The sequence below is a fragment of the Pseudomonas oryziphila genome, from assembly GCF_003940825.1.
Classification (GTDB): Bacteria; Pseudomonadota; Gammaproteobacteria; order Pseudomonadales; family Pseudomonadaceae; genus Aquipseudomonas; species Aquipseudomonas sichuanensis.
In genome coordinates this window covers 2277862-2303967 of record NZ_CP034338.1, presented here as the reverse complement: position 1 = coordinate 2303967, position 26106 = coordinate 2277862, and the positions used below count along the sequence as shown (strand labels likewise).

The following is a 26106-nucleotide window of genomic DNA, read 5'->3' as shown; positions in this document are numbered from 1 at the left end:
CGCATCGCGGGGCAAGCCCGCTCCCACGAGGTGGGTGGTGCAGTGCAATGGCCTCGGTCGGGCGACCTGAAAATGCAGGAGGGAAACCATACCGAGGCGGTATTCAGGAAGAAGTCAGAAGGTGTCTCGCATGCAGGACGGAGCATTCCTGTTCGGGTGTGGAAAAACGGCTACACGCCCCTGGCGGGCATAAACACTCTGTGATCACTGAAGGGTCGGCGCGCCAAGCAATTCTTCACAACGTCGTCGGCACCCCACGCTGATCAAGCTCGAACACCTTGCTGCGCCGCAGGCACTCGCGGAGCCAGCGCTCGGCCTAATCCGGCCGGCAGGGCAGCGCCAAACGCTGTTTCCGGAGGGCAAGCACCTGCAAAAGGCGGCCCATGGCCATCATTCACCAATCGCTGTAGGATTGGCCGCCTTTGAACAGCCGCCCAGCGTAAGGATTCGCCAGCGATGAGCAAGAACAACGCCGTAGCGGTCAGGGTCATCCCTTTCGAGGCATTGCTTGCCTCGCAACGGATGCCACTGGCCCTGGATACCTACCAGCGTCCCTATGTCTGGGACAAGGACAAGGTTCAGCAATTGCTCAAGGACCTTCGAGAGTTCCAATTGGAGCGGGACAGTGGGCTCGACTACTACATGGGCGCGTTGCTGATCCACAAGGACAGCGCACAGCACAGGCAATTCGTCATTGACGGCCAGCAGCGGCTGACCACGCTGTGCATTCTCTACCACGTGCTCCATGGCACGCTGCCCAGCGGGGCCGACTTTGCCTACCGGTCACCAGCGTCGGTCAATAACATCCAGCAGGCCCAGCGAATCATCGAAGCCGAAGGCTTGGCGGATGACTGCAAAGCGCTATTCCGGCACATCGTTTTCACCGTGATCACGGTGCCCAACGAAGACTTGGCGTTCACCTTCTTCGATAACCAGAACAGCCGCGGCGTGCCGCTGGGCGCCGCCGACCTGCTCAAGGCCTTCCACCTGCGCGCCATCGAGGGTGGGCACCGGGACAAGCTGCGTGCCCTGTTCGCCGAGCGCTGGGAAAATTGGCAGGAACATAACCAGTGCATGGGCATCGCAGGTGATTTCGACGCGCTGCTGTTCGGCAAATTGCTCTGGCGCGGGCGGCGCTGGCGTGGCCAGAAGACGCTTGGCGAGGAGTGCCGGGACGGCATCATCGACGAATTCCAGGCACGCACCCTGCGCCCCGAGCAGGGGCACCGACTGGGCATATCGCCTGCGCCGGTCGCCTATGCCTCGGCACAATTGCTGGTTTCCCAGGCAGGCAACGTCAAATTGAGCCACGGGGCCTTGCCCGAGCCGGACGACATCGCAACCCTGCCCTTCTCGCTGCGCCAACCCATCCAGCGCGGGCTGGGCTTTTTCCTGTATGTCGAAAAGTACGCAGCACTGGTCAATCAGCTGTTCGGTGCAAAGACGCAGGAGCGGGCCTTCCGGCAGTTCTACACCGAGGTGACCCTGCGCCTATCACCTTACCTGCGCGAGCTGTTCTGCCTGGCGGTGCTGATGTTCGTCGACCGTTTCGGCACCCGCGACCTGCTGCGCTTTGCGCTCAGCCTGGATTACGTCATCGGCGCGATCCGAATTGAAAAGAGCTACATCTTTGCCGCCGCTATCCCTGTCTACCTGCGCGACGCACCGCTGAACCTGCTGGATGTGATCGCCCAAGCCTACACCCCAGACGAAGTGATGGCGTTCCTGATGTCCGACTCACGCTCTGCGGCCATCTATGCAGCGGAAGACATCGAGCCCGACTCAACCGTGCAAGGGCGCTACAAAGCTGCAGTGCTGGCGTTCTATGGCAAGGAAGGCACGCTGGACGGGCGTGAAGCCTGGATCGAGGAGCAATGCGCATGACCATTCAATCACACGACATCACCCTGCAGCAGATCGTCAAGCAAGGCATATTCTTCCAGATTCCGGTCTATCAGCGTCTGTATGTGTGGAGCGATGAGCAGGTGCGCACCCTGCTGGACGACCTGTGGGCCGCATTCGAAGACCAACGCCCCATCGCCTACCTGGGCGGCATCCTGGTGGTGACCCGGCATCAGGATCACTCGACGGTCGAGTACGACTTGATCGATGGCCAACAGCGCTTCACCACCTTGTGGCTGCTGGCACTGTCCCTGGGGCAGGAACTCAAGCCATTCCTCGCCGGCGAACACAACGATGGACTTCGTCCGCGCCTGGGCTTCCCCATCCGGCCGGATATCGAGAAAGCGTTCAAGGCCAGCTGTGTCTCCGGCAAGGCGCCGTCCATCGAGCATGACAAGATCGACACCGCGCTGGGGGTCATCCAGCGCTTCAAGCACGAGCGCGAGGAAGCCAGGCTGACCGCTTTCACCGAGTACGTGCTGAACAAAGTAACCGTGGTCATGACCCACTTCCCGGCAACCATGGACCTCAACAAGATCTTCGAGGTGATCAACAACCGGGGCGTGCAGCTCCAGCAACATGAAATTCTCAAGGCCAGGCTGCTCCAGCACATCGGCAACACCGCCGAGCGAGAACGCTATGCAGCGCTGTGGGAGTCCTGCGCCTATATGGACGACTATGTTGAACGCAATCTGCGCAGCATCGCCAGGTTCGATGTGCACCCGCTGTTCTCCAATCCAGCAGCGCGGCGCGATGACGAGCAACTGGCCTGGTCAGCCTGTGTTCTGGAAGCGCTGAGTGACAAATATTCGGCCAACCGCAATTCAAGCTCGCTGTCCCTGGCCGATATCCTAGCTGGCAGGACGAGAGCACTCCCCGAGCAGGGCAGCGAACCGCCAGAAGTATTCCAGGGCACGCGCAAGGTACGCAGCATCATCACTTTTTCGATGCTGCTGCAGCATGCATTGCGCATCTGGCTGAATGAACAAGGTGAGCCGGACATTCCCAGGATCAACGACAAGGAGCTGCTGTCGCTGTTCGACACGCATTTCCTGAAAGCGCCCCGCAGTGGCGCCAAGGCGAAGAAGTTCATCGCCTTGCTGTGGGAAGTACGCTACTGCTTCGACAAGCATGTCATCAAGTGGGTGGAAGTCGATGGCGAGGAACACCACCTCATCCACGACCTGCGCAAGCGCACAACCGAGGCCGCCTCCGGCAAGCCATACACGACCCTGGTCCGCGAAGAAGCCAGCGATCACGCATTCGCGCTGCTGCAGAGCATGCTGTACCACTCGCAACAGATCACCACCCAGTACTGGCTAACTCCGTTGCTGGCGTACATACGCGCCAATCGAACCGGCCGGGCCAGCTACCTTCGACAGCTCAAACACCTCGATAACCACCTGCTGTGCAGCGACGACCCCAGGCCCCTGATCGCACGCAGCCATGTGTTCCTGGAAGATGCCTCGGCCACCATGCCGTTGGTAGACCCCGCCAAGGTGTTGAACGAGGCTTCGGGCCTGAGTTTCGCGCATTACTGGTTCTACAAGCTGGAGTACGTGCTCTGGAGCACCAACGCCGCTCAGTTGAATGCCCAGCAACGCACCCAGTTCCGGATGACCGCAAAGAACTCGATCGAGCATATTTCGCCGCAGACGGCGCAGGACGTCGACCTTGATACCGTTTCCGGCGAGGTGCTGGATACTTTCGGCAACCTGGCACTGGTATCGCGGGGCATCAACTCGGAGTACGGCAACAAGCCGTTCAACGAGAAGCGCAAGCATTTCGAGAACCGCAACAGGGAACGCATCGACTCGCTGAAGATGAAACTGATCTATGCCCACAAGCGATGGGGTGACGCACAGGCGAGGCAACATCAGCAGGACATGATTGACTTGCTGGCCGGGTATCTTGGCCAATCAAACGCTGAATAGCAGATGCCTTGTCAGCCAACGCACAGCTGAACCAAGACACTGCAATACAAAAATCCATTAGCGCTCAATGTGAACATAGGACTTGGAAGCATGGCCACTCCTACCGATACGCCCAAGTTGCCCGCACGCTTAGGCATCGCCGCAGACCTTTGTTTTTCCACGCCTGACAACGTTGGCTACCTGGCGGACTGCTTGCTGGTACACGAAGAGGTTGTGATTCCACTGGAAGCAACCGTGCTGAACCGACTGGAGGCTGCATTTGAAACAGAGCAACTCCGGCTTCTCTTGCGAGAAAAAAGAATTCGCTTCTGCCCCGCCTATTCCTTGGAGCACGCAAACAGCACCACGCCGGAAGCCTATGCGCGTGATCGATTCATTGAACGTGTTCGTAAACTAGACATGCATCAGCATGCGAGTGATCGCAACGCACTGTTCGCTGAAATAGAAGAGACGTTCATCGACCCCATTGCACCTGACTACACAGCCTGGTTACCCGCCAAAGGCAAGGTTGATGACGCGTTTGGCTATTACGCAGGACGCCCAGATTACGAGTTCCTGTTTCCCTCTGAACGTTACTACTATCAAACTGGCGCCGTCACGGGCATCGCCCGCATGAATGATCTTCTGGCCGCCGGCGTGTCAGAGATGGAGATGGACCACGAGTTGCCACAATTGCTTGAGCTCTGTTTCCCGATTCGAAGGGCAGAAGGCGCCACGCCTGGCGCCGAAGTCTTTCACGCCAGAAAGATAATTAATGACCTGCATAAAATTGAAAACCTTCCAAGCTTCGAGAAAACAGGATTTCCTCTGGTCTTTCGTGACCGCGAAGACATTAACAAGATCATCACTACCCTTGTGAGTGACGAGGCACAGGATTTGAGGATGTGGCTCTCAAAGCACCTCGCCCCCGACCTGGACGTACGAGCGAGTTACGCCGCATCTGAGAAGCTTCTCCCCTCGAAGAAAAAATGGACCCAATGGATGAGATTCGGCGCCGCGACAGGTGTCAGTACCGCGATCGGGATGTGTCTGGCAGGCCCCCTGGGCGCTGCAGCGGGTGCAGCGGTCGGTGCAATTGATCTTGCCAAGGGTGAAAAAACAACCGCTCTGCTTGATGGTTACCACCCTAAACGTTGGCTCTCACATATCCAGCGTAACGGACTGCTGAACCCCGAGTGATGCCCCTGCTTCCCTCTGGCCGCAACGCATGCGAGCTTGCCCAGCATCTCTGTTGAGTTGGTGTTTCAGCCCTGTCGTTGCGGCACATGGGTTTCAACGAGCGCCAGGTGCCCGGGCGGTCCCGCTTCGAGTGCAACCGACAGCTGAACCACCTGTTAGCGGATGCCCCCTGGGCCGTCGCACCCCAGTGGAGCGCAACGGCCACTCAAGTCACTCGCCGCTGACCAGTTGCCGCGCCAGCTGGTTATGACGCTCCAGCACCAGGGGCAGATCCACGGTGGTGATATGCCCGTCCTTCACCACCACCCGGCCATTGATCACACTGGTGTCAACGTGGGTCGGGGTGCAGAACACCAGGGCCGCCAGCGGGTCGTGCAAGGCGCCTGCGTAGGCCACGTGGCCCAGGCTGAAGGCGACGAAGTCGGCGACCATGCCGGGGGCCAGGGCGCCGATGTCGTTACGGTTAAGCACCTTGGCACCGCCCAGGGTGGCGATCTCCAGGGCCTCGCGCGCGGTCATGGCATCGGGGCCGAAACCGACCCGCTGCAACAGCAGCGCCTGGCGCACTTCGCCGATCATGCTGGCGCCATCGTTGGAGGCCGAGCCGTCCACCCCCAGGCCCACCGGCACGCCGTGGTCGCGCATCTTGCGGATCGGCGCGATGCCCGAGGCCAGGCGCATGTTCGAGCAGGGGCAGTGGGCCACACCGGTGCCGGTGCGGGCGAACAGTTCGATGCCGTGCTGGTCGAGCTGCACACAGTGGGCGTGCCACACGTCATGGCCGACCCAGCCGAGGTCTTCGGCGTACTCGGCAGGGGTCATGCCGAACTTCTCGCGGCTGTAGGCAATGTCGTTGACGTTTTCGGCCAGGTGGGTGTGCAGCGACACCCCGTACTCGCGCGCCAGCACCGCGGCTTCGCGCATCAGGTCGCGGCTCACCGAGAACGGCGAGCACGGCGCCACCACCACGCGGCGCATCGAACCATGGCTGGCGTCGTGGTAGTCCTCGATCAGGCGCTGGGACTCCTTGAGGATGTCGCTCTCCTTCTCTACCACCGAATCCGGCGGCAGGCCGCCCTGGCTGCGGCCAACGCTCATGCTGCCGCGCGCGGCGTGGAAGCGCATGCCGATTTCCTCGGCAGCGTGGATGCTGTCGTCGAGCTTGCAGCCGTTGGGGTAGATGTACAGGTGATCGCTGGAGGTGGTGCAACCCGACAGGATCAGCTCGGCCATGGCGGTCTGGGTCGAAACCGCGATCATTTCCGGTGTCAGCCGCGCCCAGATCGGGTACAGGTTGGTCAGCCAGTTGAACAGCTCGCCGTCCTGGGCGGCCGGCACCACGCGGGTGAGGCTCTGGTACATGTGGTGGTGGGTGTTGACCAGGCCGGGGATGACCACCTTGCCGGCCATGTCCAGCACCACATCGGCGGTTTGCGGCAGGCTGTCGCTAGGGCCGACCTGCTTGATGATGTTGTCTTCGATGTACAGGCCGCCGCGCTTGATTTCCCGGCGTTCGCCGTCCATCGTCACCAGCAGTTCGGCGTTCTTGACCAGCATTGTCTTGGGCATGGGTGTTCCTCTCCCGCAAGGGGTCGCATTCAACAGGATGTTTGCACAGGCCGCCGGCGGGCGGCCTGGATGGAGCGTTCAGTGCAGCTGCGCAGGCAGTGCGCAGATGAACGGCAGGCGATACCGTGCCGCAGCTGAGTCCGCACGTGCCAAGGCATGAGCCAAGGGCCCTGACAGGCATGGACGGGTTTCAGGCGTGAAGGGTATGGCGGCGAGTCCGTCGCTCGTGGGAGCGCTGAAGCATGCATCAGCGTTGAACGGGATTCGCGCAAGAGGCTCGTAGGGTTCGAGCAGCGTTGGGTGTTGCATGATGGGTAACCGTCGCAATACGCAGCGGCGATTGCCGCTGTCGTAGGCGCCGGCCAATGTAAGCAGAACTGACAGTTTTTGTATACAAGAAGCTCTCACTGCCGCCGCTATGCTGGAAACTACATAACGAAATCCTGACACTGCAGTCAGATTTTTATCACCAAGGAGAATGTCATGAAAGTCAGTGCTCGCAACGTGTTCAAAGGCAAGGTCCGTGATGTGCGCCCCGGCGCCGTCAACAGCGAGGTCAGCCTCGAGCTGGCCGGCGGTGAAACCCTGGTGGCGGTGGTCACCGTCGAGAGCGTCAACAGCCTGGGGCTCAAGCCAGGCGCCGAGGCCATCGCCCTGATCAAGGCACCCTGGGTGATGCTGATGACCGAGGCCAGCGACATTCGCCTGTCCGCCCGCAACTGCCTGAATGGCAAGGTGGTGAAAGTCACCGACGGTTCGGTCAACGCCGAAGTGACCCTCGAACTCGCCGGCGGCACCCAGGTCCACGCCATCGTCACCCGCGATGCCGTGCAGGAGCTGGGCCTGGCCCCAGGCGTCAATGCGACCGCCGTCATCAAGGCCTCGCACATCATCCTCGGCGTACCGGCCTGATGATCCCGGCCAGGGCTCCGCTCGGCGCCCTGGCCTGCCCATGAACGACAGGTGCCACTGCGCGCCCGTCCATTTCGTCCGCCGCCACTGGTGACAGCCGCCCGCCACTGTGTATGCTGGCCGGCGCCGCGAACCGTTGCCTGGCCCTGCCCCGCTGCCGACCGGGCCACTCGCCGCCGCCCTTCGCGATCAGGCCACGATCGAGCCCACCGTAGCGGACTCCCAGCCCCATGCCCGTTGACCTGCAAGCGCTGTACCCCAAGCTGATCCACCTGATGCTGGACACCGTGTTCGTGGTCGACCGGGACAACACCATCGTGTTCGTCAGCAACGCCTGCGAAGCGCTGCTGGGCTACCGTGCCGACGAACTCACCGGCACCCCGATCACCCGCTACATGCACCCGGACGACCTGGAGGCGACCCGCGCCTCGATCATCCGCATCATGAACGGCCAAGCCCATTTCGATTTCCGTAACCGTTACATCCGCAAGGATGGTGCGGTGGTGCACATCTTGTGGGCGGCGTTCTGGTCCGACGAGGTGGGTGCGCGGATCGGCGTGGCGCGCAACGTGACCGCCCTGACCCAGGCCGAGCAGGAGCTGCGCTTCCTCGCCCATCACGACCCGCTGACCCGACTGTGCAACCGTTCGCTGTTCAACGACCGCCTGGTTGCGGCGCTGCACAGCGCAAGGTACCAGCAGCGTCCACTGGCGTTACTGTTCCTGGATATCAACGACTTCAAGGGCATCAACGATGTACACGGGCATGCGGCGGGCGACCGCGTGCTGTGCACCATTGCCCGGCGCCTGGAAGCCTGCGTGGCGGCCACCGACACGGTGGCGCGCATGGGCGGCGACGAGTTCACCGTATTGCTGCCGGATATCTCGTCGCCCGCTGCGGTTGCCGAGCAGATCGCCCAGATCCTCGCCGTCATGGCCGAGCCACTGGGCCCTGAGTTCGGCGATATCGGCATGCCCAGCTGTAGCATCGGCGTAGCCTGCTACCCCGATGACGGTGAGGACGCCGACACCCTGCTCAGCCGCGCCGACGACGACATGTACCAGCAGAAACGGCGGCGCCGGGCGGCGGGTTGAGGGTCAGAAGTCGTAGCGCAGGTTCATCATCACGTTGCGCGGCGCACCGTAATGCCCCCAGCTGCCGGAGAAGCCGGTGTAGTACTTCTCGTCGAACAGGTTGTTGAGGTTCAGCGTGCTGCTCAGGTGCTCGTTGAAGCGGTAGCGAGCCATCAGGTTGACCACGGCGTAGTCGTCCTGGGTGATGCGGGTGCGATAACGGGAGAAATACACCGAGTTGCTGGAGTTCCAGTTGACCCCACCGCCCAGGGTCAGGCGCTGCCAGTCGCCCTGTAGCTGGTAGGTGTTCCACAGCCGGAAAGTGTCCATCGGCAACTGGGCAGTCAGCCGCTGGCCATCGGCGTCCTCGGTGCGCGAATGGCTGTAGCCGGCCTGCACGTTCCAGCCCGTGGCCAACTCGCCGGCCAGCTCCATGTCGATGCCCTTGGTCTTGGCGCCGCTGACGGCGCGGTAGGCGTCTTCCTGGTCGCGAGTGCCCGGCACCTTGGCGCCGCCATCAAGCTCGGCGACGTTGTCGCGCTCGACCAGGTAAAGCGACACACTGCTGTTCAGGCGCCCATCGTAGAACTCACCCTTCCAACCCGTCTCGTAGTTTTTCCCCACCACCGGCTCCAGGTACTTGCCGTCGCGGTCACGGGCCGACTGCGGCTTGAAGATGTCGGTGTAGCTGACGTACACCGACTGCTCGGGGGTGAGGTCGTAGACCAGCCCGGCGTAGGGCGTGACCACGCCGCGCTCGGTCATGCCGTAGGTATTCGGGGCGCCGTCGGGCAGGCTGCGCAGGTAGTAGTGATAGCGGTAGTTGCTGGCCCGGGCGCCGAGGATCAGGTGCAGGCTGTCGCTCAGGTTGAAACGCGCGGCAGTGAAGTAGCCGCTCTGACGGGTGTCGACATCGTAGTCCAGCACCGGCGTGAAGGTGTCGCTGTTCGGCTTGGGCAGTTCGTTGCCCCAAGTGTCGAAGTCGACGATCGCGTCATCGGTGCCCTCGGAGTGATGGCGATTGACGTAGTCGAAGTAGTTGGCGCCGAAGATCAGTTCGTGGGTCTGCCCGAACAGTTCGAACGGCCCTTGCAAGGTGGCATCGATCGCGCGCTGGCGCTGGGTGGCGGTGGCGTCGCTCTGGTCGATCTTGGCACTGCCGTCAGGGCTGATGTTGGAGTTGTTCGATGAGCTGTAATAGGCACCCGACAACGCGTAGCGGTCGACATCCATGTAGGTGGTGCCGACTTTCAGCTGCCAGTCGCCAGCCAGTTGCTGCTCGAGGCCGATGGTGTAGTTGGTGGTCTCGAAGCGGTCCAGGTTCCACCGCGCCCCGGAGCTGGTGGAGCGGGAGAAGTCGGTCGGCGTGCCGTTGTTGTAGATCAGCGGCACACCCTGGCCGCCGGTGGGACGATAGCGCTGGTGGTCGATGCTGACCCGCAGCAGGGTGGTGTCGGTGAGGTCGGCTTCCAGCGCGCCGTAGGCGATGTCCTTGTCCTGCTTATACCAGTCCATGAAGGTGTGGTTGGTCTGCTTGGCCGCTACCAGGCGCCCGCGCAGGTTGCCTTCGGGGGTCAGCGGGCCGGACACATCGGCCTCCAGGCGCCGATAGTTCCACGAGCCCAGGCCACCCTGCACATAGGCCTGGAAATCCCGGGTCGGGCGCTTGCGCACCACGTTGACCACACCGCTGGGGTCGCCCGCGCCGGTCATAAGGCCAGTGGCGCCGCGCACCACCTCGACCCGGTCGTAGATCGCCATGTCCAGCAGGGTACTGGGCATGGTGCGGGTCTGGTTTTCCTGGTAGGTGGTGATGCCGTCGAACTGGTAGGTGTTCAGGCCACTGCCGCGCGAATAGATGTTGAAGCGCTCGCCGCCATCCTGGGACATGGTGATGCCCGGGGTCTGCTTGAGCACGTCGGACATGCTGGTGAGCTGCTGGTCGTCCATGAACTGGCGGGTGATCACGCTGATGCTCTGCGGGGTCTCGCGGATCGACAGGTTCATCTTGGTGGCGGTGCTGGTCACCCCGGTGGTGTAGGAACCGGTGCCCTCGGTGGTCGCGCCGAGCCCGGTGGCGTTGACGCTGGTGGCGCCCAGTTCCATGACGCCGTTGTCGGCTGCCTGGGGGATCAGCCGATAACGGTCGCTGCTGACCTGCACCGGCTGCAGCCCGGTGCCGACCAGCAGCATGGCCAGGCCCTGCTCAACCGCGAACTGACCGCGCAGGCCGGGGCTGTGCACGCCCCGGGAGGCCTGAGAGTCTACGGCGACCATCACCCCGGCCTGCTGGCCGAACTGCCCGAGCACACTGTCGAGGGTGCCAGGGGCGATATCGAAACGGCGCTCTTCGGCCTGGGCAGGAAGGTGCCACGCGGCCACGGCCAGGCCGAGCAACAGCGGGCTTGCGAGAGGGGTAAGGCGACACAGCATCGAGACAATCCTTGGCAGACAGGCGTGGGCGAGGCGCTGCAGATTCAGCGCGTTTGCCTGTACTGATGCGCGAGAAATGAAAACCTGCCGGGCATGGGCAAGTTTTTTTGCGCGGTGAAATTCAGGCCGGCACTACCGTGGCCCAGTAACCCAGCACCCGTTGCACCCGCACCGGCAACACCTCGGCCAGCAGGTCCAGGCTGGCCTCCGGCTGGTCCAGCGAGAAGGTGCCGCTGACTTGCAACCCGGCCACCCGCGGATCGCAGCGCAATACCCCTTTGCGATAGCGGTCCAGGTCGGCCAACACACTGCCCAGCGCCATGCGCTCGGCCACCAGTTGCCCCTGGGTCCAGGCCGCTGCGCCCACCGGCAATGGCGTCACGCTGCCAGCGCCCGTGGCCGCGAACAGCTGCTGCCAGCCGCCCTCCAGCCCGGCACGCACACCCTGCCCGTCTTCCACCAGCACCCTGCCGTCGAGCACCTGCACCAGGGTGGCGGCCACCTGCTGCTGAACCACCAGCCGTGCCCCCACGCCCGGCAGAATCCGCGCCTGCCCCGCACGCACACTGATGCCGGCACCCTGCCCGGTTTCCACCAGCACGCGCCCACGGTTGAGCGTCAGCACCTGCTGACCGGCCACCTGATCGCCATCCAGTGCACTACCCGTATCAAGCTGTACCGTCAGCCCCGTGGCCAGGCGCCAGCTGCGCCGCTCGCCGGTGGCAGTGCCGTAGTCGCTGAGCAGCGTCGGCAGCACGCTGCGCTGCTGCACGCCATAGCCGCTGGCAAGCAGCACCCCGGCCCCGGCCAGCCCGCCGAGCAAGGCCCGCCGCGACACCCGGCTGCGCGCCTGCAGCAGGCTGCGCGCCGCCGGCACGCCGTGAGTACCGTTACGCAGGCCCTGGCCCAGGCCATCCAGGCGCTGCCAGGCCAGTTCGTGGGCCGCACTCGCCTGGCGCCAGTGCTGGCAGGCAAGCCGCTCGGCCTCGCTGCTGGCCCCCGACTGCAGGCGCACCATCCACAGCATGGCCTGCTCGACCACGGCCGGGTCCAGCCGTTGCGCATCGGCCTGTTGCGGCCTCATTCGCCGTACACCGACGCATAGCAGTGCCGATAGGCCTTGAGCATGGCTTTCTGCACCACATTGACGGTCAACCCTTGGCGCTCGGCGATCTGCGCGTAGGTCAGGCCGTCGAGTTGCGACAGCAGGAACACCTCGCGCACGCGGCTGCCCAGGCCATCGAGCACCTGCCCCACCGCATCCAGCGCTTCGAGCACCAGCAGGCGGGTTTCCTCCGAGGGCTGATGCTGCGGTTCCAGCAGCGCCAGGCTGTCCAGGTAGGCGCGCTCCAGCGCCTGGCGGCGAAAGTGCTGCAGGCACAGGCGCCCGGCGATGGTCGCCAGGTAGGCGCGTGGCTCACGCAACTGCGTCGGCAACTCGCTGCGCAACAGCCTGACGAAGGTGTCCTGGGCCAGGTCCAGCGCCTGCTCGCGGTTACCCAACCGGTTGCGCAGCATGCTCACTACCCAGCTGTGGTGCCGCAGGTAGAGATCGCCGACGACATGGCGGTTGGCTGGGTTCATGGCGCGAATCTCCGGCGGCAAATGAATGAAAGTCGCACATGGTAATACTTATCATTCATTTGCATCCAGACGCGTGTTTCACACGCTGCGGGTCAAACCACCATCGACCTTGATGTTCTGCCCGGTGATGTAGGCCGCGCCGTCACTGGCCAGGAAGGCGATGGTGGCGGCGATTTCCTCGCTGGTGCCGTAGCGCTTCATCGGCACCATGTCGCGGCGCTGCTCGGTTTTCGGCAGGCTGTCGATCCAGCCAGGCAGCACGTTGTTGATGCGCACGTTGTCGGCTGCGTAGGTGTCGGCGAAGACCTTGCTGAACGCCGCCAGCCCCGAGCGAAACACCGCCGAGGTAGGAAACATGTCGCTGGGCTTGAAGATCCAATAGGTGGATAGATAGATAATCGCCCGGTTCTACTGTCACTGCACTATTGGCGTAACCAACCGCGCCGGCAGTATGACGTTCAGCAAATACACTTGACTGCTACAACCCCTTATTCATCGACTTTTCCCAGCGTGGACACACACTCCACAACTACTCATAATCCGGAAGCAGCAGACGCCGAGTCCACAGCATTCATCTTTTCACATCACACAAGGCCTTTCGGACGACATGAAGTCAAAACTAATTCCTCAGCGGGGAAACGTGAATGGCAACCTCATTTGGAGCCCCGTCGAAATCAATGGCAAGGAAAACCTCATCAAACAATCACTGTCCATCCTGGACTCCATGGGGTATTGGGCAAGTCCTTTTCCGGAGAAAGATGGTGTGACGTTCCGTTGGAATGACGAAGATAAACCAACTGATCAGGTCGTTCAGGATTTCGTTTCCGCTTTCCCCTGGCTGGACATCGAATTATCCGAAAGCGGCGACGCGAATTTGGAACTGGCCGAACTGGCATCTGGCATGGAAATCCCCTGCACTATCATCGTGCCGTTGGAGTGCATTTTCATCGAAGAATCGTTCGCCATCGGCGACTACCAGTTCATTTGCAGACGTGAATTCGATGAGTCTCCCCATGAGCGCCTGGGTGATTTCGACAGTGAATATTTACAGTTTGATGCCTTGCTGAGCTATCCGGACTTGCTCCGGATCAATAGGGCCGTCGCCCACAATGATGTTGTCATCAACAAGTGCTTGTCGCTGGCCGAGCATGCGATGGACATCATCCGCTACCAATTCAGCTCTTTCCTCAGGCCTGAGTTCACACCTAACCCTGCAGGCCAGCAGGCAAACGGCTTCTACTCAATCGAAATCATCCCAAAGGGCAAGACATACCTGAAGCCGCTCTCTTTGTCCGGTATCACACGTCCCCTGTCGTCCTCTAATAATTGGCTGGGGCCCGAGGTGGAACACGCCATATCACCTGGCTATACACTACTGCACGATATACTGGCCGGGCGTAGCGATGAACTCGGGCTTCTCGTAAAAGCAACGTTACGTGGATGCCGGCAGTCGTTCTATGCCCCCGGCGAAGAATTAAAATTCCTTAACCTGGTTTTCGCTCTAGATGGGTTAACACACCCGGCACAGTCATGGAGTGGCTGGCAACATCGTACCTACTTGGCCGCTCTAATCTCCCACGGCAACGCCTCGTACTTTGCAAACATTCTGCGCAGATACGATGAACTCTACGCAAACGTACGCAACAAGCTGGTTCATGGCGGCAAGGACTTTTACGAACTAGCCTACGAACCTTCTTTAGCTTGCGACGATATATATGAATACATCAAATCGGTGATCCACCTAATTGAAGCACAGCAACTTAGCACGATAGCAGACCTCCATAATTATGCGCGCCAATTATTGAACCGATCAGAAATCAAGGATTCGTATACGCAGGTTATCCAAGAAATATGCGCACAGCGTGGGTCCACCGGACGTATGCCATCATGGTAAAAGCGAACGCCGCCCTCAATTGATGCTGCTCCCGAATATCGGTAACAAGAGGCGGGTTTCCTCCGACGGCTGATGCAGTGATTTTGGTCTCCCCGGGGAAACTCCATGTTCAGCACAGGTTGCCTGTCCTGTGCTGAACATGGCTCTGTACGAAAAGTTTTGTCGGAGGGGGCTTGCCCCGCGATGGAGTGCGAAGCGCTCCTGTACCCGATATCGAATAGTGTCAAAAACGCCGCGAATTCAGGTTTTGCTGCCGCGTTGCTGAAGACCGCGGGGCAAGTCGCATCGGCGCACCGCCGCTCCCACAACGATGGATGACCATACTTTTCGTACAGAGCCTAGCCCAGTTTTCAGCCCCCTAGCCTGCTCACACGCTGCGCGTCAAACCACCATCGACCTTGATGTTCTGCCCGGTGATGTAAGCCGCGCCGTCACTGGCCAGGAAAGCGATGGTGGCGGCGATTTCCTCGCTGGTGCCATAGCGCTTCATCGGCACCATGTCGCGGCGCTGCTCGGTTTTCGGCAGGCTGTCGATCCAGCCAGGCAGCACGTTGTTGATGCGCACGTTGTCGGCTGCGTAGGTGTCAGCGAAGACCTTGCTGAACGCCGCCAGCCCCGAGCGGAACACCGCCGAGGTGGGGAACATGTCGCTGGGTTCGAAGGCCCAGGCGGTGGAGATGTTGATGATCACCCCGCCCTGCTGGCGCTGCATGATCGGCGTCACCAGCCGCGCCGGGCGGATCACGTTGAGCAGGTACACTTCCATGCCCTTGTGCCAGTCTTCGTCGCTGATTTCCAGGATCGGCGCGCGGGGGCCGTGGCCGGCGCTGTTGACCAGTACATCCACCCGGCCCCACTTGGCCATGACCGCGTCGACCAGGCGTTGCAGGTCTTCGACCGACTGGTTGCTGCCGGTCACGCCGATACCGCCCAGTTCATTGGCCAGCGCCTCGCCCTTGCCCGACGACGACAGGATGCCGACCTTGAAGCCGTCGGCGGCCAGGCGCCGGGCCGCGGCCGCGCCCATGCCGCTGCCGCCGGCGGTGATGATTGCTACTTTCTGTACTGACATGCTGCCTCCTGGATTGAACAAAAACATGATGGTTCGAGGGCGCCAGGCTGCATTACCCGTGCTGCCATCTTCGCCTGGGTAGGAGCGGCCTTGCGCCGCGAAAGGGCTGCGTAGCGGCCCCAGGATTTCGGAATAATGCAAAATCGTCGGGCCCGCTTTGCGGCCCATTCGCGGCACAAGGCCGCTCCTACAGGTACCCACTCACCCTAGCAGCCGTGCAGCCATCGAGGGAGACAGCCAAGCTTTCGCAAGCCAGTAGCTCAGCTATCGCCTGCCTGTTCTTTCAGCCAAGCCTTGACCACTGCCAGTGCAGCAGGCTGTTGCGCCTTGCGCGGCCACACCAGGTAGAACGCCTTGTCCAGCTGTAGCTGCTGGGGGAACACCTGGGCCAGCCTGCCGGCGGCAATATCGCCCTTGACGAAGGCGTGGCTGGCCAGCGCGATGCCCTGCCCGCCCGCGGCCGCGTCGATCGCCAGTGAGGTCTGGTTGAAACGCAGGTTGCGTGCCGTCCCCGGCCCCTGCCCGGGGAACAGCGCCGCCTTGAACGCGGGCCAGAAGTCATGGGCGTCGTGCAGCGCGACAAACCCCTGCAGCGCCGCAAAGGTTGCCGGTACGCCTTTTTCCGCCAGCAACTGCGGGCTGGCCACCGCCACCAGCCTCTGCTCCATCAACAGCTCGGCATTGAGCCCCGCGCCGAACGGTGGCTGGCCATAGCGCACGGCCAGGTCGACGCCATCGGTCTGGAAGTGCGACAGCCGGTCGCCGGCAAGCAGGCGCAGGTCGATGTCCGGATTGCTTTCGGCGAAATCGCCGAGCCTGGGGATCAGCCATTTCGCCGCAAAACTCGGTGTCACGCTGACCGTGAGCTGCGAAGGCTGAGGCCGCAGCAACCGGGTCGCCTCGTCGATCATCGCCAATGCGCCGCGCACGCTGGAGCTGTAGGCGCGCCCGGCGTCAGTCAGGCCCAGCCCACGGGGCAGGCGCTCGAACAGGCGGATGTTCAGGCTGGCCTCCAGGCCACGAATCTGCTGGGCCACGGCCGCCTGGGTGACACCCAGCTCCTCGGCGGCGAGGCGAAAGTTCAGGTGGCGGGCGACCACCTCGAACATGCGCAGGGCGTTGAGTGAGGGCAGCGAGGGGAATGCGGCTGACATGGCGGTAGGAATTCTATTGGCTGCAGAATGCGGTCCAGTGTGCCAAGGGTTTTCAGCCATGGCTATAAAAGCGGCAGGCCCCAGAACTTTTTCCTTTTTGCCGGTCTATCTGCACAAGCCCGAAGCGAAACGCTGACGCGGGCGGCTGGCCACACCTTCAACTGTCTTTCAGAGGCTGTCTTCACCCATGAAACTACCTACCCCACGCATGCTGCTCCTTGGCCTGTTCGCCCTTGTGGCAGTGGGCTCGGCGAGCGCTTCGCCGATGAAGACGTCCAGCCCCGTGCACGCCGCCGAAGTGGCGGCGCCCCAGGCCCCAGCTCCCGCCAACCCCTGGCCGAGCCTGGCCAGCACGGTCGCCGAGCAGCCCGCAACGCTGCTGGCCCATGACGACCGCTACTACCGTGATGACCGCTGGCATGACCGCCGCGAAGACTGGCGCCGCGAGCAATGGCGCAAAGAGCAGTGGCGTCGTGAGCAATACCGCCGCGAAATGGAACGGCGGCACAACTGGGAGCGTTATCACGACCGCGCCCGGCAGGATCGCTACTACGATGACCGTCGCTACTATCGCCGCTGACCGGCCTGCCCCAGCCCAGCCAAAGGCGCGGGCAGGTGCAGTACCACCTGCGCCTCCTTGACCACATCCAACCGCACCAGGGTCGATGCCCCCAGCCCGTCGAGCAACTGGCTCAACGGGCCGCCATGGCGTACCAGTTTCACGCCCCGAGGCAGCAGGCGCTGGGCAAAGGACAGCGGATTGGTCAGCACCTGGGTCTGCTGCCATTGGCCGTCGACCTGATGGACCATGGTCGTCGTGCCCATCCTCGATTGCGATGCCAGCGTGCGCAGCACGGGCAACGGCGCCTGCAGGCTCAGGTCCAGCCTGCCGTCGGCGGCGGCGATCCGCGCCTGCACGCTGGTGCCGATATCCACCTCGATCGGCGTGCGCCACTTGGGCAGCTGATAGCCCAGCACCCCACGCACCCGGGCGATCTCGGTGTTGACCGGCAGCGCCAGCACATGGGCGAAGAAACTGCGCCGCCGCATCGCATCCAGCAACTCCAGCGCGTGGGGCCCTCGGGCGCCAGGGCGGCGGATGACGATGGCCACGGACACCTCGTCGTAGGGATCGTTGTCGCACACCCCATAGGAAAAGAAATTCAGCGCCACCAAGCCGTACCCCGGCAACGGGCTCAAGGGTTCCAGGGCCGCCGGCAGGCTCGCCCGCAGGCGCGCGAGGGGGGCCAGGTACAACAGCTGGATGCAGGCAGAGCGGTAATAGAAATTCGGCGCCCAGACCGGCCCGACCCGGGACTGCACCAGCTGCTTGGGGATGCGCCGGAAGAATGTGATGTCTCCGGCGGCCGGGTCGCGCGCGACCTGGTCGAGGTCGGGGTTCATCCGGAAGCGGTCGTAGTACCCCCCTTCCAGCACCTCGACCTGCTGCGTGCCGAACTCGACCTGGGTGTATCGCCTGTCCATATCTGCTTGACCTTTCTCGAAGATTGACCCGCCGGGCAGCCGAGGGGGCGTGCCGATGATCAGCCCGCGTCAATCACTCTAAGATTCAACTCAACTTCAAGGTCAAGCGTTCATCCAAGGCTCACTCCACAACCCAATGAGCCTTGGCCGCCCCTGCGCTTTCCTCACGCAGGCGCTCCAGCACCCGCTGGGTGTTGTTGTCGCAGGGCATGCCCTCGGGCCGGTTCTCGATGCTGTCGATGGCGATCAGCAACTGCGCCCTGCTCTGCGCCAGGCGCTGCTGCATGGCTTCGATTTCGGCCACCTTGCGCTTGAGGCCGTCGAGCAGGCCGTCCTTGCGCCAGGCATTGGGCCCCACCGGCAGCAGGTGGCGAATCTCTTCCAGTGAAAAGCCCGCGCGCTGGGCACCGGTGATGATCTCCAGGATCCACACCGCCTCTGGCCCATAGTCGCGATAGCCATTGGCCCGGCGCTCGACCGCCTTGATCAGCCCGCTGGCCTCGTAGAAGCGGATACGCGACGCCGCCAGGCCGCTGCGCTTGGCCAGTTCACCGATTTTCATCACTCACCTCGCTGAATGCGTTCACTGGACGATGGCATCGCCCAAGACGCGTTATCCCACAAAAACTGTTGACCTTAAAGTTGCCTTTAAGCTTAAGGTCGAGCCACTCCCCCTCGAGGCCCTTGCCATGAATGTGTTCGCTGCGCTCACCCTGCCCAATGGTTCGCTTGTGCCGAACCGTATCGCCAAGGCCGCCATGGAAGAGAACATGGCGCAGACCGACCAGGCCCCCTCCGAGCGCCTGATGCGCCTGTACCAGGCCTGGGCCGACGGTGGCGCCGGCCTGCTGATCACCGGCAACGTGATGATCGACAGCCGCGCCATGACCGGCCCGGGCGGCGTGGTGCTGGAGCACGATGCGCAACTGGAGCCGTTCAAACGCTGGGCGCGGATCGGCCGCTCGCGGGGCGCGCAGTTCTGGATGCAGATCAACCACCCCGGCCGGCAGATGCAGGCCAACCTCGGCCAGCAGACCTGGGCCCCCTCGGCCGTGCCGTTGGAACTGGGCAGCATGTCCAAGCACTTCGGCACCCCACGGGCGATGACCGCCCCCATCATCGACGAGGTGATCGCCCGCTTCGCCCGGACCGCCCAGCTGGCAGAGCAGGCCGGTTTCACCGGCGTCGAAATCCACGCCGCCCACGGCTATCTGCTCAGCCAGTTTCTCTCCCCGCTGAGCAACACCCGCACCGATGAATGGGGCGGCCCGCTGGAAAACCGCGCTCGCCTGTTGCTGGAGGTGGTGAAAGCAGTGCGCAAGGTGGTTGCGCCCGGCTTTGCGGTGGCGGTCAAGCTCAACTCCGCCGACTTCCAGCGCGGCGGCTTCAGCGCCGACGACGCCCGCCAGGTGGTAGCGCTGCTCAACGGCCAGGGCGTCGACCTGATCGAGTTGTCCGGCGGCAGCTACGAAGCCCCGGCCATGCAAGGCGAAGCCCGCGACGGCCGCACCCTCGCCCGCGAGGCCTACTTCCTCGACTTCGCCCGTGACATCCGCCAGGTCGCGCAGATGCCGCTGATGGTCACCGGCGGCATACGCCGCCTGCCGGTCGCCCAACAGGTAGTAGCCAGTGGCGTGGATATGGTCGGCATCGGCTCGGCCCTGGCCATCGCCCCAAGCCTGCCCAACGACTGGCAGCGTGGCGTCGACCCGGCGCCGCAGTTACGGCCGATCACCTGGAAGAACAAGGCGCTGGCCTCGCTGGCCAACATGGCGGCGGTCAAGTTCCAGCTGCGTCGGCTGAGCCTTGGGCGAGCGCCGGATCCGCAGGTGTCGCCGTTGCGGGCGCTGGTGTTGCAGCAATTGGCCAATGCGCTGCGCACGCGGCAGTATCGGCGGTGGATGCGGGAGGTGGGCAAGCGTGGGGGTTGCTCGGGTGCGGTTTGAGTCCTGGACCGAGGCTGGCTCCTGACGCGCAGAGCGCGCACGAGCCAAAAGGTCGGCGTTGTACTAATCGATCAGCTCGACGTAATTGGACTCACCCCCTCCAGTGGCGCCAGATAACCAACCCCAGACAAAGTGCAGGGTCGTGCGGCCTGCTTGATCAACGCCCACCGTACCTCGGGACCAGCCGGCAAGAAGCTCGCCCTCGGTGGTCAAGCACTGGAAAAGCAGCTCGATGGTATCGGGGCCTGTCACGCGGCCTACCTGGTTACCTGTACGGATCCGTCCGCCTTGGTAAGTGCTGTTGATGGCACCATCGTCGACTGAATAATGGAAGACCGTGCCGGCACCCGATAACCCTTGGGTGTTACTGGCTACAGAGAATCGACGGTTGTTCAGCCGTGCTGCGACCTGGGGAAAATCAGTTTCCGACTGTCGTGAGTCTTTCATGGCGAAATCCATTTTAGAAACGGCCACATTACCCGAGGCGGCGATGAGTCTTCTACCTGAAGGGTTGGGGTATGTGCAGGCTTTGAATGGCAGCAATCGACCCATTGCAGCCAGTGGGCACTCGCAGCTTGCCCCCTGTTACACTCGCCCCCTTGGACACTGAGAATCCGCAATGAAATGGACCACAGCAGTGCTCGCTGTTGCTCTCTCGCTGGGAGGATGCGCCGTGAGCAAACCAACCTGGAGAGCGACCTCTTCGACGGACGAGTCCACCAACAAAATGACCATGATGGTCAGCACTGGCGACACAGACAGTGCAAGCTGGTTCTTCACCAGGCCGGTGTACTACTTCCCGGTGATTCGCAAGGACGGTGATGAGCTTTTAGTTGGAGTGATGTCAGGCGGCAGGGTCAGGCTACCGGTCGGTACCGTGCAGCTGCTTGTCGATCAACATGAAGCCTGGACCATCACCCCGCAGGAAAACCCGTTGAGTCTCTCCCCGGCCGTTTTCCAGAAGGATGTGACTGACTCTGGTGAGCACGCTGAAATCGTCAAAAACGCCGAAAAGCAGGCCATGGATGCCGCTACGCAAATGATGAGCCCCTACACGCTGGCCTCTGGCGAAAAAGCAAAGCAGATCATCCGGGACCTTGTGGCTGGGCAAAAGCTGCAGTACCGCATTGTGGCTATCGATCAAGCTGCCTCGACCACAGGCGAAGCTGTCATCGATCGGTCGTTCTCTCAAGCCCTTCGTGCGATCGGCATCGACCCCGACACCTTGTGAGCAAACGCTGCTCATCACACCCTGGTGCCCAGCCGACTCTGCTGTTCACGCCTAAGCGCGGCACAGGAGTTCGCACCTTCGTTGCAAAGCAATGGCTGTGAAGCGCCTGGGATTAATGCACAAGCTCTGAACCCTTGCGGATCTAACCGTACACCTAGGTCGATCAACGCTGACGAAAATCTACCCGTGAGTGTCAGCTATGGGTCGATGGCGGTCGTTCGCAAGTGGCCGCCCTTCGCCCCCCAAATAGGCCTTCACGGTCGTTCGCTATCGGCCCAAGGAAAACAGATCGAACCGGATCTGATCGGGGCGTGATAGTTTGAAAGCAATGGTGCTCAAGCTCCGCCAAATAAATAACTCATCATATTTGGGCATATGAATCGAATTTACTTTCTTTTGGATTTCTCTGTTGAATCGGATCACTGCAATGCACCAGGTTTCGATATTTAGTTTAGCTTGCCACTCCTGCCCTCTATTCTCGCCCCAGAGAACATAGATTCCATTCCAGTATTCTGGAGCGTCATCAGAGTTGCTGGTATTGGATCCCCGCATACAGGCTGGACCACGACGACCGTGGCGAGCGCTTTGCGCAGTGCGTGGACTACTTGCGCCGGCTGCTGGCCGATCAACCCGAGCCGATCGACTCGCCGCTGGGGCAACTCGGCACTGCAAGGCCGCTGCCCAGGTATGTTGCTAGGCGTATCCCGCTGGTGGTGACAGGCTCGTCGCGCCAGAGCCTGCAATGGCTGGTCGAGCATGCCGATGGCTGCCCATCTCCGACAGCGCTGCCCTCTGACTCAGATCCCTCGGGGCACAGCCATTAAAAAAAACGCTACTGAGCCCCCAGATACATCGTTTTTCAGTTCCAGGCCCTCCCCCTATAGTCCCCACGAAACGCCCCGGCATCGGGGTGGTCATCACAGTCGTGCAGGAACTGGATATGAACAAGAACGAAGCGGTTGCAGGCATTGCTGGTGCGGGCGTCGGCACACGGGTGGTGTGGAGTGGCGAGCAAGGCCAGCACCCCTACAACGCGACGCAGACCCCGATCGTGGTCAGTGCCGCGTATGGCTATCAGGACATCGACGCCTGGTACGACGTGGCGCAGGGCAAGCTGCCGGGCTACATCTACAGCCGCATGAGCAACCCGACCGTCGCCACGCTGGAGGCCAAGCTTTGCGGGCTGGAGCAGTCCGAGTCGGCCGTGGCCTTCAGCAGTGGTATGGCCGCCATCAGCGCGGTGCTGCACACCTTTCTGGCGAACGGAAAACGGGTGGTGTCGACCCGCGACAGCTACGGCGGTACGAACAAGATCTTCGAGGAATTCCTGCCGCGCATGGGCGTGCAGGTGTGCCTGTGCGACACCCTGGATACCGCAGCCCTGGAGCGCGAAATCGCTGCTGGCTGCGATCTGCTGTACCTGGAAACGCCCACCAACCCGACGCTCAAGGTGCTGGATATTCGCCGCCTGAGCGCTGCTGCGCACAAAGTAGGTGCCCTGGTGGTGGCCGACAACACCTTTGCTACACCGCTGAACCAGAACCCGCTGGCTCTGGGCGTGGATGTGGTGGTGCACAGTGCCACCAAGTTCCTGTCCGGCCATGGCGACGTGCTGGGTGGTGTGGTCTGTGGTGCCGAGCACCTGATGGCGCAGGTGCGGCATTACCGGGAAATCAACGGTGCATCATTGGACCCGTTCTCGGCCTACCTGATCATCCGTGGCATCAAGACCTTGGCCCTTCGACTGCGTCAGCAACAGGCCAGTGCCCAGGCCTTGGCCGAGTACCTGTGCAACGAGCCGCTGGTGGAAACGGTGAACTACCCCGGCTTGCCACAGCACGCCGGCCACGCCATCGCCAAGGCGCAGATGCGCGGTTTCGGCGCCATCGTGAGCTTTGTGCTCAAAGGCGGCATGGACACCGTGGCCCACCTGTTGCCACGCCTCGAGTACGCCCATCGGGCCGGCAACCTCGGGGCGGTGGAAACCATCTACGGCCCGGCGCGCACCACCAGCCACGTCGAAAACACCCTGGAAGAGCGCCAGGCGCTGGGGATTTCAGAGGGCCTGGTGCGTATTTCCGTGGGTATCGAGGACACCGACGACTTGCTGGCCGACTTGGCCCAAGCCTGCGCCGCGGTACGCGCGGAACTCGCGCGGCAGGCTGACCCGCACTGTGGCGCCGAGGAGGCCGGCCGCCCGATCCAGCAACAGGCCTGAAGCCTGCCCCAAGGCACTCGCCCGCCGCGGCGGGTGCCTCTTCATGAAGTCGAACAATAACAACATGCAAGGCATTTCGATTCGCGCTGCCAAGACGAGGTCGTAGCACGCCCTTGCCCGCCAACTTTCATGAGACTCCAACAATGTCCGTGCAGATAACCACAAACAAAAATGCCCCGGCGCATGCCTTCAAACAGGATATGCAAACCCGCCACATCGTCATGCTGGCACTGGGTGGCGTCATCGGCACCGGCCTGTTCCTGACCTCTGGCTATACCGTCAACCAGGCGGGACCGCTAGGCGCGGTGATTGCCTACATCATCGGTGCGGTAATGGTTTACCTGGTGATGATGTGCCTGGGTGAACTGGCCGTGCAGATGCCGGAAGTCGGCTCTTTCAGCAGTTACGCAACCCGCTACCTCGGGCCTGGCACCGGCTACATGGTGGCCTGGATGTACTGGCTGACCTGGACGGTCGCCATCGGTTCGGAATTCACCGCCGCCGGCATACTCATGGTGCGCTGGTTCCCGGACACACCGGTATGGGTGTGGAGCGCGCTGTTTGGCGCGGCGGTGTTCATCACCAACATCATTTCCGTGCGGGCATTCGCCGAGACGGAATTCTGGTTGTCGTTGGTCAAGGTGCTTGCGGTCGTCGCCTTCCTGGTCATCGGTGGCGGCGCCATCCTGGGCGTGTTCGACATCAAGCAGGCGCACAGTGTCGGGTTGGGCAACTTCACCCGTGAAGGGCTGTTCCCCACCGGCTTCTGGTCCATCGCCATGACCTTGCTGGCCGTGTCCTTCGCCTTCTCCGGCACCGAGCTGATCGGCATTGCCGCCGGCGAAACCCGGGACCCTGAAAAGAACGTGCCCAAGGCCATCCGCACCACGGTGCTGCGCCTGGCGCTGTTCTTCATCGGCACCATTTTCGTGTTGGCCACCCTGTTGCCCCGCGAGCAGGCCGGGCTTGTGGAAAGCCCGTTCGTGATGGTGTTCGAGATGATCGGTATTCCCTACGCCGCCGACATCATGAACTTCGTCATCATCACCGCGCTGCTGTCTGCCGCTAACTCCGGGCTGTATGCCGCCGCGCGGATGCTCTGGACCCTCAGCGACCAAGGCAACATGCCGCGCAAGTTCGCTGCACTGTCACGCCGCGGCACGCCGTTCAACGCCATCGTTTTGAGCATGGCGGGCGGCATGGCTTCGCTGCTCAGCGGCGTGTTCGCTCCCGACACCATTTACCTTGCCCTGGTGTCGATCTCCGGGCTGGCGGTGGTGGTGGTGTGGATGAGCATCGCGGCCAGCCAGATCGCCTTCCGCCGGCACTACATCGCCACGGGCGGCAAGCTCGAAGACCTCAAGTTCCGCGTGCGCGGCTACCCCTTCGTGCCCCTGGCCGCGCTGTTCTGCTGCCTGCTGGCCTGCGTGGGCATCGCCTTCGACCCCGCTCAGCGTGTGGCGTTGTACTTCGGCTTGCCGTTCATTGCCTGGTGCTACTTCATGTACTGGCTGACCTGCAAATATCGCCAGCGTCGCCAGGGTGCGCAGCACATGGCCGAGACGGCTACCGAGGCCGCCTGAGCAAGGTGATACTGGGCCACTGAACCAGTCGCCATGAGGAGCTTCCATTGAGCCAGAAAACCTTGCCCCCCTTGAACTGGCTACGGGCCTTCGAAGTGTCGGCGCGCTACCTGAACTTCACCCATGCCGCCGAGGAGCTGCACCTCACCCAGGGGGCGGTGAGCCAACAGATCCGTCACCTGGAGAGCCAGCTGGGGGTGGCGCTGTTCAAGCGCCTGCCCCGGGGGCTGGGGTTGACCGAAGAGGGGCAGTCCTACCTGCCGGTGGTGCAGGACGCCATCAGCCGCCTGGCGGTCGGCACCAACGAGATCTTCGGGCAACGCCAGCGACGGCCCTTGAAGGTGCGCGGCAGCCTGTCGTTCCTGCACTTCTGGTTGGCACCGCGGCTGGCTGACTTTCGCCGGGCGCATCCGCAGGTGGACATCCGCTACATCAGCAACCTGTGGGTTAAGGAGCTCGATGCCGAGGATGACCTGGAGATTCGCTGGGGCAATGGCGAATGGCCTGGCGTCGAGGCGCAGCGCCTGACCCGGGACCTGCTGGTGCCAGTCTGCTCGCCCGCCCTGATCGCCAGTTGCCCGCTGCGCGAGCCCCGCGACCTGGCAGGCCTGCCACTGCTGCATGTGCTGGGTTACGAGGAAGGCTGGGGGTACTGGTTGGAGCGGGTCGGCGCCGAGGGCGTCGATTCTTCGAGCGGCCTGCAGTTCGACACCTTGGTGTCCACCTTGCGCATGGCGGAGCTGGGGCTGGGGGTGGCCCTGGCGCGCTCGTCCCTGGCCGAGGACCTGTTACAGGAAGGCCGCCTGGTAGCGCCGTTCGCCCAGCGCATCGAAGCCAGCGAGTCGTTCTACCTGGTGCGCGGCCTGGGTGAGGCGCTACCCGCAGACGCCCAGGCCTTCAGCCACTGGCTGGTGGCCATGGCGCAACGCTAATCACG

Annotated in this window: 21 protein-coding genes and 1 pseudogene; 12 read left to right on the top strand and 10 right to left on the bottom strand. The window is 62.5% G+C overall.

The annotated features are described in order from the left end of the window. The first annotated feature begins 456 nt into the window (after positions 1-456). The 3 genes from EJA05_RS10985 to EJA05_RS10975 all read left to right on the top strand — a co-directional run bounded on the left by EJA05_RS10985 (position 457) and on the right by EJA05_RS10975 (position 5015). Positions 457-1884 (top strand): DUF262 domain-containing protein, encoded by a 1428-nt coding sequence (locus EJA05_RS10985; RefSeq protein ID WP_125858259.1) that lies wholly within the window; start codon positions 457-459, stop codon positions 1882-1884. Continuing rightward, positions 1881-3836, top strand: coding sequence for a DUF262 domain-containing protein (locus tag EJA05_RS10980; RefSeq protein WP_190306053.1), 1956 nt, complete (start codon positions 1881-1883; stop codon positions 3834-3836). Before EJA05_RS10985 ends, EJA05_RS10980 begins: the two co-directional genes overlap by 4 nt. 90 nt (positions 3837-3926) lie before the next feature. After that, positions 3927-5015, top strand: a complete 1089-nt coding sequence (locus EJA05_RS10975) for a hypothetical protein (protein WP_125858257.1) — start codon at positions 3927-3929, stop codon at positions 5013-5015. 210 nt (positions 5016-5225) lie between these two features. Here the strand turns inward: EJA05_RS10975 and EJA05_RS10970 are convergent, their stop codons facing one another. Further along, positions 5226-6584, bottom strand: a complete 1359-nt coding sequence (locus tag EJA05_RS10970; RefSeq protein ID WP_110993700.1) for an 8-oxoguanine deaminase — start codon at positions 6582-6584, stop codon at positions 5226-5228. 483 nt (positions 6585-7067) lie between these two features. On the opposite strand from EJA05_RS10970, the gene EJA05_RS10965 reads away from it, so the two are divergent. After that, positions 7068-7496, top strand: coding sequence for a TOBE domain-containing protein (locus tag EJA05_RS10965; protein ID WP_125463627.1), 429 nt, complete (start codon positions 7068-7070; stop codon positions 7494-7496). A gap of 230 nt (positions 7497-7726) precedes the next feature. Further along, positions 7727-8590: a sensor domain-containing diguanylate cyclase gene (locus EJA05_RS10960; protein WP_125858256.1), complete on the top strand. Its 864-nt coding sequence runs from the start codon at positions 7727-7729 to the stop codon at positions 8588-8590. A 3-nt stretch (positions 8591-8593) separates the two neighbouring features. On the opposite strand, the gene EJA05_RS10955 is transcribed toward EJA05_RS10960, so the two are convergent. The 4 genes and pseudogenes from EJA05_RS10955 to EJA05_RS10940 all read right to left on the bottom strand — a co-directional run. Next, on the bottom strand, positions 8594-11002 hold the full coding sequence (locus EJA05_RS10955; RefSeq protein WP_125858255.1) for a TonB-dependent siderophore receptor: 2409 nt from the start codon (positions 11000-11002) through the stop codon (positions 8594-8596). Between the two features lie 121 nt (positions 11003-11123). After that, complete coding sequence (locus EJA05_RS10950; RefSeq protein WP_125858254.1) at positions 11124-12086, bottom strand: DUF4880 domain-containing protein; 963 nt, start codon at positions 12084-12086, stop codon at positions 11124-11126. Continuing rightward, positions 12083-12586: a sigma-70 family RNA polymerase sigma factor gene (locus tag EJA05_RS10945; protein ID WP_125858253.1), complete on the bottom strand. Its 504-nt coding sequence runs from the start codon at positions 12584-12586 to the stop codon at positions 12083-12085. Before EJA05_RS10945 ends, EJA05_RS10950 begins: the two co-directional genes overlap by 4 nt. A 78-nt stretch (positions 12587-12664) precedes the next feature. Then, positions 12665-13054 (bottom strand): annotated as a pseudogene (locus EJA05_RS10940) (SDR family oxidoreductase); the annotation flags it as partial. Between the two features lie 139 nt (positions 13055-13193). Between EJA05_RS10940 and EJA05_RS10935 the strand changes: the two are divergent. After that, the gene (locus EJA05_RS10935; RefSeq protein WP_125858252.1) at positions 13194-14480 is read left to right on the top strand and encodes a hypothetical protein; all 1287 of its coding nucleotides are present in this window, start codon (positions 13194-13196) and stop codon (positions 14478-14480) included. A gap of 367 nt (positions 14481-14847) precedes the next feature. On the opposite strand, the gene EJA05_RS10930 is transcribed toward EJA05_RS10935, so the two are convergent. Continuing rightward, complete coding sequence (locus EJA05_RS10930) at positions 14848-15552, bottom strand: SDR family oxidoreductase (protein ID WP_125463622.1); 705 nt, start codon at positions 15550-15552, stop codon at positions 14848-14850. Positions 15553-15812: 260 nt separating this feature from the next. Beyond that, positions 15813-16706, bottom strand: coding sequence for a LysR substrate-binding domain-containing protein (locus EJA05_RS10925; RefSeq protein ID WP_125858251.1), 894 nt, complete (start codon positions 16704-16706; stop codon positions 15813-15815). A 187-nt stretch (positions 16707-16893) separates the two neighbouring features. Here EJA05_RS10925 and EJA05_RS10920 point away from each other — a divergent pair, with 187 nt between their 5' ends. Continuing rightward, a complete protein-coding gene (locus EJA05_RS10920) occupies positions 16894-17286 on the top strand; it encodes a hypothetical protein (RefSeq protein WP_125858250.1) in 393 nt (130 codons plus the stop codon). On the opposite strand, the gene EJA05_RS10915 is transcribed toward EJA05_RS10920, so the two are convergent. Beyond that, a complete protein-coding gene (locus EJA05_RS10915) occupies positions 17274-18191 on the bottom strand; it encodes an acetoacetate decarboxylase (protein ID WP_125858249.1) in 918 nt (305 codons plus the stop codon). The genes EJA05_RS10920 and EJA05_RS10915 overlap by 13 nt on opposite strands. 121 nt (positions 18192-18312) lie before the next feature. Beyond that, complete coding sequence (locus tag EJA05_RS10910) at positions 18313-18753, bottom strand: MerR family transcriptional regulator (protein ID WP_125858248.1); 441 nt, start codon at positions 18751-18753, stop codon at positions 18313-18315. Between the two features lie 127 nt (positions 18754-18880). On the opposite strand from EJA05_RS10910, the gene EJA05_RS10905 reads away from it, so the two are divergent. Continuing rightward, positions 18881-20137, top strand: a complete 1257-nt coding sequence (locus tag EJA05_RS10905) for an NADH:flavin oxidoreductase/NADH oxidase family protein (protein WP_125858247.1) — start codon at positions 18881-18883, stop codon at positions 20135-20137. A 63-nt stretch (positions 20138-20200) separates the two neighbouring features. Here the strand turns inward: EJA05_RS10905 and EJA05_RS10900 are convergent, their stop codons facing one another. Beyond that, positions 20201-20584: a hypothetical protein gene (locus EJA05_RS10900; RefSeq protein WP_125858246.1), complete on the bottom strand. Its 384-nt coding sequence runs from the start codon at positions 20582-20584 to the stop codon at positions 20201-20203. A 226-nt stretch (positions 20585-20810) separates the two neighbouring features. Here EJA05_RS10900 and EJA05_RS10895 point away from each other — a divergent pair, with 226 nt between their 5' ends. From EJA05_RS10895 to EJA05_RS10875, 4 genes are all read left to right on the top strand, one after another. Then, on the top strand, positions 20811-21368 hold the full coding sequence (locus EJA05_RS10895) for a hypothetical protein (RefSeq protein ID WP_223811903.1): 558 nt from the start codon (positions 20811-20813) through the stop codon (positions 21366-21368). A gap of 940 nt (positions 21369-22308) precedes the next feature. Next, complete coding sequence (locus tag EJA05_RS10885) at positions 22309-23586, top strand: cystathionine gamma-synthase family protein (protein ID WP_125858244.1); 1278 nt, start codon at positions 22309-22311, stop codon at positions 23584-23586. A 143-nt stretch (positions 23587-23729) separates the two neighbouring features. After that, positions 23730-25169: an amino acid permease gene (locus EJA05_RS10880; RefSeq protein WP_190306052.1), complete on the top strand. Its 1440-nt coding sequence runs from the start codon at positions 23730-23732 to the stop codon at positions 25167-25169. A gap of 47 nt (positions 25170-25216) precedes the next feature. Further along, a complete protein-coding gene (locus EJA05_RS10875; protein ID WP_125463614.1) occupies positions 25217-26101 on the top strand; it encodes a LysR substrate-binding domain-containing protein in 885 nt (294 codons plus the stop codon). Positions 26102-26106: the final 5 nt, after the last annotated feature.

Bases quoted from the DNA above. Each gene is read 5' to 3' on its own strand.
- EJA05_RS10985 (WP_125858259.1), top strand. From the start codon at position 457: ATGAGCAAGAACAACGCCGTAGCGGTCAGGGTCATCCCTTTCGAGGCA.
- EJA05_RS10980 (WP_190306053.1), top strand. From the start codon at position 1,881: ATGACCATTCAATCACACGACATCACCCTGCAGCAGATCGTCAAGCAA.
- EJA05_RS10975 (WP_125858257.1), top strand. From the start codon at position 3,927: ATGGCCACTCCTACCGATACGCCCAAGTTGCCCGCACGCTTAGGCATC.
- EJA05_RS10970 (WP_110993700.1), bottom strand. From the start codon at position 6,584: ATGCCCAAGACAATGCTGGTCAAGAACGCCGAACTGCTGGTGACGATG.
- EJA05_RS10965 (WP_125463627.1), top strand. From the start codon at position 7,068: ATGAAAGTCAGTGCTCGCAACGTGTTCAAAGGCAAGGTCCGTGATGTG.
- EJA05_RS10960 (WP_125858256.1), top strand. From the start codon at position 7,727: ATGCCCGTTGACCTGCAAGCGCTGTACCCCAAGCTGATCCACCTGATG.
- EJA05_RS10955 (WP_125858255.1), bottom strand. From the start codon at position 11,002: ATGCTGTGTCGCCTTACCCCTCTCGCAAGCCCGCTGTTGCTCGGCCTG.
- EJA05_RS10950 (WP_125858254.1), bottom strand. From the start codon at position 12,086: ATGAGGCCGCAACAGGCCGATGCGCAACGGCTGGACCCGGCCGTGGTC.
- EJA05_RS10945 (WP_125858253.1), bottom strand. From the start codon at position 12,586: ATGAACCCAGCCAACCGCCATGTCGTCGGCGATCTCTACCTGCGGCAC.
- EJA05_RS10935 (WP_125858252.1), top strand. From the start codon at position 13,194: ATGAAGTCAAAACTAATTCCTCAGCGGGGAAACGTGAATGGCAACCTC.
- EJA05_RS10930 (WP_125463622.1), bottom strand. From the start codon at position 15,552: ATGTCAGTACAGAAAGTAGCAATCATCACCGCCGGCGGCAGCGGCATG.
- EJA05_RS10925 (WP_125858251.1), bottom strand. From the start codon at position 16,706: ATGTCAGCCGCATTCCCCTCGCTGCCCTCACTCAACGCCCTGCGCATG.
- EJA05_RS10920 (WP_125858250.1), top strand. From the start codon at position 16,894: ATGAAACTACCTACCCCACGCATGCTGCTCCTTGGCCTGTTCGCCCTT.
- EJA05_RS10915 (WP_125858249.1), bottom strand. From the start codon at position 18,191: ATGGACAGGCGATACACCCAGGTCGAGTTCGGCACGCAGCAGGTCGAG.
- EJA05_RS10910 (WP_125858248.1), bottom strand. From the start codon at position 18,753: ATGAAAATCGGTGAACTGGCCAAGCGCAGCGGCCTGGCGGCGTCGCGT.
- EJA05_RS10905 (WP_125858247.1), top strand. From the start codon at position 18,881: ATGAATGTGTTCGCTGCGCTCACCCTGCCCAATGGTTCGCTTGTGCCG.
- EJA05_RS10900 (WP_125858246.1), bottom strand. From the start codon at position 20,584: ATGAAAGACTCACGACAGTCGGAAACTGATTTTCCCCAGGTCGCAGCA.
- EJA05_RS10885 (WP_125858244.1), top strand. From the start codon at position 22,309: ATGAACAAGAACGAAGCGGTTGCAGGCATTGCTGGTGCGGGCGTCGGC.
- EJA05_RS10880 (WP_190306052.1), top strand. From the start codon at position 23,730: ATGTCCGTGCAGATAACCACAAACAAAAATGCCCCGGCGCATGCCTTC.